The 6,975-nt window shown below is 39.2% G+C and carries 3 protein-coding genes; all 3 read right to left on the minus strand.

Annotation, left to right across the window (positions count from 1 at the left end; genetic code table 11):
- Window positions 1-2,252, minus strand: a 2,252-nt coding sequence (locus ACIEHO_RS16175) for a putative metal-binding motif-containing protein (protein ID WP_406973649.1), incomplete at its 3' end; no start/stop codon positions are given.
- 218 nt (window positions 2,253-2,470) lie between these two features.
- On the minus strand, window positions 2,471-5,170 hold the full coding sequence (locus tag ACIEHO_RS16180; protein ID WP_406973651.1) for a MopE-related protein: 2,700 nt from the start codon (window positions 5,168-5,170) through the stop codon (window positions 2,471-2,473).
- A gap of 206 nt (window positions 5,171-5,376) precedes the next feature.
- On the minus strand, window positions 5,377-6,975 hold a 1,599-nt coding region (locus ACIEHO_RS16185), incomplete at its 5' end, for a T9SS type A sorting domain-containing protein (RefSeq protein ID WP_406973653.1).

The following is a 6,975-nucleotide window of genomic DNA, read 5'->3' on the forward strand; positions in this document are numbered from 1 at the left end:
CTTAGATCGGAACCATCACAGTCCTCATCTATGCCATTGTCCGGGATTTCTGTGGCTCCCGGGTGAATCGTGTTTTTGGTGTCGTCGCAATCGGTATTGTCTGTAACATAGTCCGAGGGGGCGCCATCGCAGGTCGATACCATGACATCAGGATCTCCATAAGAATCACCATCAGTATCTGCGTAATAATCCACAAAGGTTAAGCCTTCATCGGTCTGGCCATCACAATCATTGTCCTTGCCGTCACAGATTTCTGTGGCTCCTGGGTAAACCGTACTATCTCCATCATTACAATCCGTAACTGGTAGCATGGTGGTGGTATAACCAACTCCAGGACTACTACACTGAACCGTAGTGGTTACTGCGTAGTTATCATTATCAGCATCCAGATACCAGACCGTATCTGGGTTGATATCAGCATCTGTGTCATCACAATCACTGTTGTTGGTAACCTTACCCAATACTGTTTCACACGAATTCTCAGGGCTATCGGTACTATCGCCATAACCATCACCGTCCGAATCTGTATAGTAGTTTTCAAAAGCTAAGCCATCATCGATACCATTGGCACAATCGTTATCCAAACCATCACATAGCTCTTGTGCACCGGGATAAATCGTAGGCTCCGTATCATCACAATCTGTAACTGGTAGCATGGTGGTTGTATAATCAACACCAGGACTACTACACTGAGTTTTAGTGGATATTGCGTAGTTATCATTATCGGCATCCAGATACCAAACTGTTCCTGGATTAAGGTTAACATTACCATCATCACAATCGGTATTATCCAAAACATAATTGGCTGGTTGTTCACATTGCATTAATGTAACTGCATTATCGCCATAGCCATCGCCATCGCTATCGGCATACCAAACACTATTCGGGTTTACGTTAGGATCTGTATCATCACAATCAGTTATAGGTAGTACATTGGTGGTATAGCCCACTCCTGGATTACTACACTGTGCTATGGTCGCTATGGCATAATTATCGCCATCGGCATCTAAATACCATACCGTTTCCGGATTTATGTTGGGATTTGTGTCATCACAATCTAAATTGGGATGGTCGGCATAACCATCATTATCATTATCTGTGACGGCCGTATCTGACCATATTTTTAAGTTAAAAGTAGGATTTAACGGTGTTGTTGTTCCATAGAAATAGACTCTTAAATAATACCGCTGCCCTAAATTTAAACTGCCTGTATAAATTTCTTCATCCGATAAGGTTTCTGAGGGTGTATCGGCACACGCCAGATATGATAAACTATTACAATTCCCCGAATACAAAGTTAGTACGCCGTCAAAAGTTGGGTCTAAATTGACATGAACATCATTAGTTTGAGCAATAAAGGTATACCAAACATCATCACGTGCATTGCCTTTGCGACCTCCACAAGTCTCTGCATCGACATTAGTCCCTGCGCCTCCTGCTAAATTCCCTGGAATAGCTGTTGCATCTCCTACTCCTGCTATATTTAATTCTTGTACTATTGAAATAGCGCCCTCACAAAAATCATTACTGGGAGGTTCTACTGTATTGGTTATATAGGTAGGTGGAAATTTAAACCAACCACTCTCTTGACCTCCTGAACATGTTGATCTAACATAAATATGATAGGATGTACCAGCCGATAAAACCGCTCCGGTACTGGCATTAGTTGTGGGAGCCACTGTACTGCCAGAGGCTACAAAAGTATCTGGGTCGTTTCCTGCCAAAACAACACGCCAATCGTAACCGGTTGGTGTACTTAAAGCGGGGGCACCCCAATAAAAATCTATTTGGTCGTCGGATTTATAGGTAATCCCTCCCGGAGCACCGGGCATATTACAGGTGGCATTGGTTAAATTCTGAATGGTTAGATCATGAAACTCATCATCAGTAACACACCCAGCGTCTAAATTGATGTGGATTTCAATGGAAGTGGCATTTATTGGATCTAACTCTAAAGGTGTTGTTTTATTGGCTAATAAATTATTATTTGAAGCATCATAAATGGTAATGTAATCGGCATTTGGAATATTAGTACGGTTTGAGGTAAACCTATAATGATCTGATGCATTTAAACCGTTTATAACCACATATTCCCCTGCTGCAATACCTGGAGCTATTTGGTGTTCTTCCCCGTCATTGATATCAACCCCTCCTGGTATTGGTGTTCCATCGTAAGCCTTATTATTTGAACACTGGGAATAAGCCCAACTGGTTACAAATATTATGAAAAATAAAAATATGAATCGTTTCATCTGTCAAGATTTTATTGTTTTTAATCAGTTGGATGGCATACACTATTGAACATTTAGGTTGGTATCAACCCAATTGCTATAGCCCATTTCATAAACTAATTAATGCTTTCCTTTCATTATGAAACACAACATATATTGGTTATAATATTACAACATCAATCAATCAATACATAAATCTTATATTATTCATTTAGATGGGACATTATTTTTATTTTAAACTAAAGTTTTACAACACGTTTTATAATTTTTTCACTATTAACATGTGTTGAAATTTTAAGTAGATAAATTCCATTTTGCAAATTTTCTAAGTGATCTATTTCAATGAGGTCATCACTTATGTCAGCTAGGTCATAACACAAAATGATACGTCCGTTAAGATCCAATAAAGAAATGTTAACCTTATTATGGTTCAAATTGGGAATTTCAACAATAATTCTATAATTAAATGGATTAGGTCTAACAATCACATTTTTAAATCTGAATTCATCCGTACTCAAGGTTTCATCAGTTTCTCCATCACAATTGTCGTCTACCCCATTGGCTGGATCTTCTGTTGCGTCAGGGTTTATGGCTTCATTGGTGTCATTACAATCAAAGTCATTAGCAACATATCCCAGTGGTTGCGAACATGCAAGTAAACTACTATTTGCATTACCGTAGCCATCATTATCAAAATCTTCAAACCAAACACTCTGGCTATTTACATCTAAGTTGCTATCATCTTCATCGACTAAGGCATTACAATCGTTATCTATATTATCACATATTTCATTAGCTCCCGGGTTAATCGCTGCATTTTCGTCATTACAATCGGAAGTGTTATTAGCTTCTCCTTGTCCCGGGTTGTTGTTTCCGGATTGCACGATAATAGATGTACCATACCCGTCTTCATCGCTGTCTTGATACCATAAATATTGTCCATCACAGTTTTCATCAATGCCATTGGCTACAGTGTCTGTAGCATCCGGATTAATTGCTGCATTTACATCACTGCAGTCAGAATCATTATCAGCCTCTCCTTCCCCTGCACTACTATTTGAAGATTGTATTACAACGGCAGATCCGTAACCATCATTATCATTATCCTGATACCAAAGAAATAAACCATCACAATTTTCATCAATACCATTACCTACAGTTTCTGTAGCCTCTGGGTTAATTGTTGCCTCGGTATCATTACAATCTGAACTATTAGATACATAGCTTTCCGGTTTTGTGTTTGCAAGTATGGTTTGGTCTGCATCACCGTAGCCATCATTATCTGCGTCTAAATACCAGGTTTTAATATCACTTCCGTCGCAATCTTCATCCACACCATTGTCTGGAATTTCTGAAGCTCCAGGGTTAATGTTAATTTTTGTGTCATCACAATCTCCATCATTTTCTGAATAACCATCACCATCGTCATCGGTATCTGCAGAACTATCCGGTGTTGATGGGTCGCAGTCATCATCTTTTAAATTATCTAATATTTCTGTAGTTGCTGGATTAACAGCCGCATCAGTATCATCACAATCATCATTGTTAGTAACGGTTTGATCAGGTTGTTGTGCTGAGCATACACTTATTGGATTGGCACTGGCATCTCCATAACCATCTTCATCCATATCCGGATAATAATCTATAGTGGTTAAACCTTCATCCGTTTGGCCATCACAATCATTGTCTAAACCATCACATAGTTCTGTGGCACCCGGATTAATGGCTGCATTACCATCATCACAATCTAAATTGGGATGGTCGGCATAACCATCATTATCATTATCTGTGACGGCCGTATCTGACCATATTTTTAAGTTAAAAGTAGGATTTAACGGTGTTGTTGTTCCATAGAAATAGACTCTTAAATAATACCGCTGCCCTAAATTTAAACTGCCTGTATAAATTTCTTCATCCGATAAGGTTTCTGAGGGTGTATCGGCACACGCCAGATATGATAAACTATTACAATTCCCCGAATACAAAGTTAGTACGCCGTCAAAAGTTGGGTCTAAATTGACATGAACATCATTAGTTTGAGCAATAAAGGTATACCAAACATCATCACGTGCATTGCCTTTGCGACCTCCACAAGTCTCTGCATCGACATTAGTACCTGCGCCTCCTGCTAAATTCCCTGGAATAGCTGTTGCATCTCCTACTCCTGCTATATTTAATTCTTGTACTATTGAAATAGCGCCCTCACAAAAATCATTACTGGGAGGTTCTACTGTATTGGTTATATAGGTAGGTGGAAATTTAAACCAACCACTCTCTTGACCTCCTGAACATGTTGATCTAACATAAATATGATAGGATGTACCAGCCGATAAAACCGCTCCGGTACTGGCATTAGTTGTGGGAGCCACTGTACTGCCAGAGGCTACAAAAGTATCTGGGTCGTTTCCTGCCAAAACAACACGCCAATCGTAACCGGTTGGTGTACTTAAAGCGGGGGCACCCCAATAAAAATCTATTTGGTCGTCGGATTTATAGGTAATCCCTCCCGGAGCACCGGGCATATTACAGGTGGCATTGGTTAAATTCTGAATGGTTAGATCATGAAACTCATCATCAGTAACACACCCAGCGTCTAAATTGATGTGGATTTCAATGGAAGTGGCATTTATTGGATCTAACTCTAAAGGTGTTGTTTTATTGGCTAATAAATTATTATTTGAAGCATCATAAATGGTAATGTAATCGGCATTTGGAATATTAGTACGGTTTGAAGTAAACCTATAATGATTTGATGCATTTAAACCGTTTATAACCACATATTCCCCTGCTGCAATACCTGGAGCTATTTGGTGTTCTTCCCCGTCATTGATATCAACTCCTCCTGGTATTGGGTTAAGATATTCTTCTGTGTTTTCACATTGAGGAAATACATGATACGATAAAAAGACCGCTATCATAAAAACGACAATTCTTTTCATAAGGGCGTAGTTTGGAGTAAAACATTGTTCATTATAATTCACCTTTTAAGTTAACTCATTTACAAAACACTTGGTATTTTTATAGATAAAGTGCCTTTAATTTCGCTAAAATAGTACGTGATAAATTGATTTTAAGAACTTCAAGATAAAGCCAAAAAAGGAGTGGAAATTCCACTCCTTTTTGAGTTTATACTACTAAACCGTTATTATTGCGGTTTTGCTGAAATTATTTTTCTAATAGCACTTTCTTTGGACGTTGTTAAACGTATAAAGTACATTTGATCATCTGCTCTAGATAAATCTATGGTAGTTTTACCAATAGTACCTTGAGTATAGTTTCTATCTTCAGCGTGTCTAATTAATGCACCTTTCATATCATAAACATTAATATTAACATCTGTTTCATACTCAAACATATAGTTTAAATTAATCTGATCTGTAAAAGGTACTGGATAAGCAGTCACATTTGCGTCTGAAGTTTTACTCCATGGATCAACAACCACTTCACAGTCCATTTCGCCTGGAGTTGGTGCATCCCCTTGGAATTCACCATAGCCTGTTCTAGGTACAAAGCCGTTAGGTGCTCTTTCCTCAGAATAATCTGTACAAGCCACTACATGTGCTATAACATACACCATACCTCCACCAGGTACTGTTATTGTTTTCTCTGCATCTGTAGATGTACTCCAGCCTTCTGCAAAGCCATTACCCTCATCTGTAAAGGTGTATTGTCCAGGAGCTACTGTATAGGCTCCACTTTTATTAGTTGGATAAGGATCACAACCTACATACAAGTGAATTTCGTCAAAACCGGTATCACCGTCTTTAGGCGTAAACTCAACCGTAATTATGTTATCTAAACCATAATTCACTGTTACGTACCCAACATACTCACCTTTATCAAGAAGGCATCTTCCAGCACCTCTGTATAAATCAAGTATATAGGGGTCGGCTGATGGGTTAATGGCATTGGTCCAACCCCAACGTCTGAAGCTGTCTTCTCTGAAACATCTACTAGTACCACTAACATAGTTTCCATCTCCATCTAATACCAATTCATCGATAGCCGACTTATCATCATTAAGTGCTACACCAAAGGCGGTACCACAATCTGTACAGTCTACTACTGGTATAATAACTGTATCGCTATCTGAACAACCATTTCCATCTTGATAAGTATAAGTCACTTCATAATCTCCTGCTGAAATTCCTCCATCGGGGACAGTAAATAAACCATCTGAAGTAATGTATGGGCTTCCGCTCCACGTACCTCCTAAAGGAGATCCAGTAAGTTGCACACTACCACCATCGCTACACAATGGCTCTGGAGAATCTCCAGCTTCTACTATTGGTAGTGGATTCACTGACAATGTACCTGAATCCTCTCCTGTACAATTGGTAGAGTTATTAGTATCGGTAACCACAACTTTATAAACATCTCCATCTTCTGCTAATGTCAATGCGCCTGTAGTGTAGCTATTGCTAGTTGCACCTCCTATGGCCACGTCGTTTAGATACCATTGATAGGTAAAGCCCGCTCCAAGATTGGCAGTCATGAATGTAGCTGGATCGCCTTCACACTCTGCCTCATCATCTACTGATGGTGCTGGATTTGCATTTACTGTCAACGTTCCTGAGTCCTCTCCTGTACAATTGGTAGAGTTATTAGTATCGGTAACAACAACTTTGTAAACATCTCCACTTTCTGCCAATGTCAATGCGCCTGTTGTGTAACTATTACTTGTAGCTCCTCCGATTGCAACATCATTTTTATACCATTGGTAGGTAAAGCCTGCTCCAAGTGC

It is taken from the genome of Flavisericum labens (genome assembly GCF_045446075.1).
Classification (GTDB): domain Bacteria; phylum Bacteroidota; class Bacteroidia; order Flavobacteriales; family Flavobacteriaceae; genus Flavisericum; species Flavisericum labens.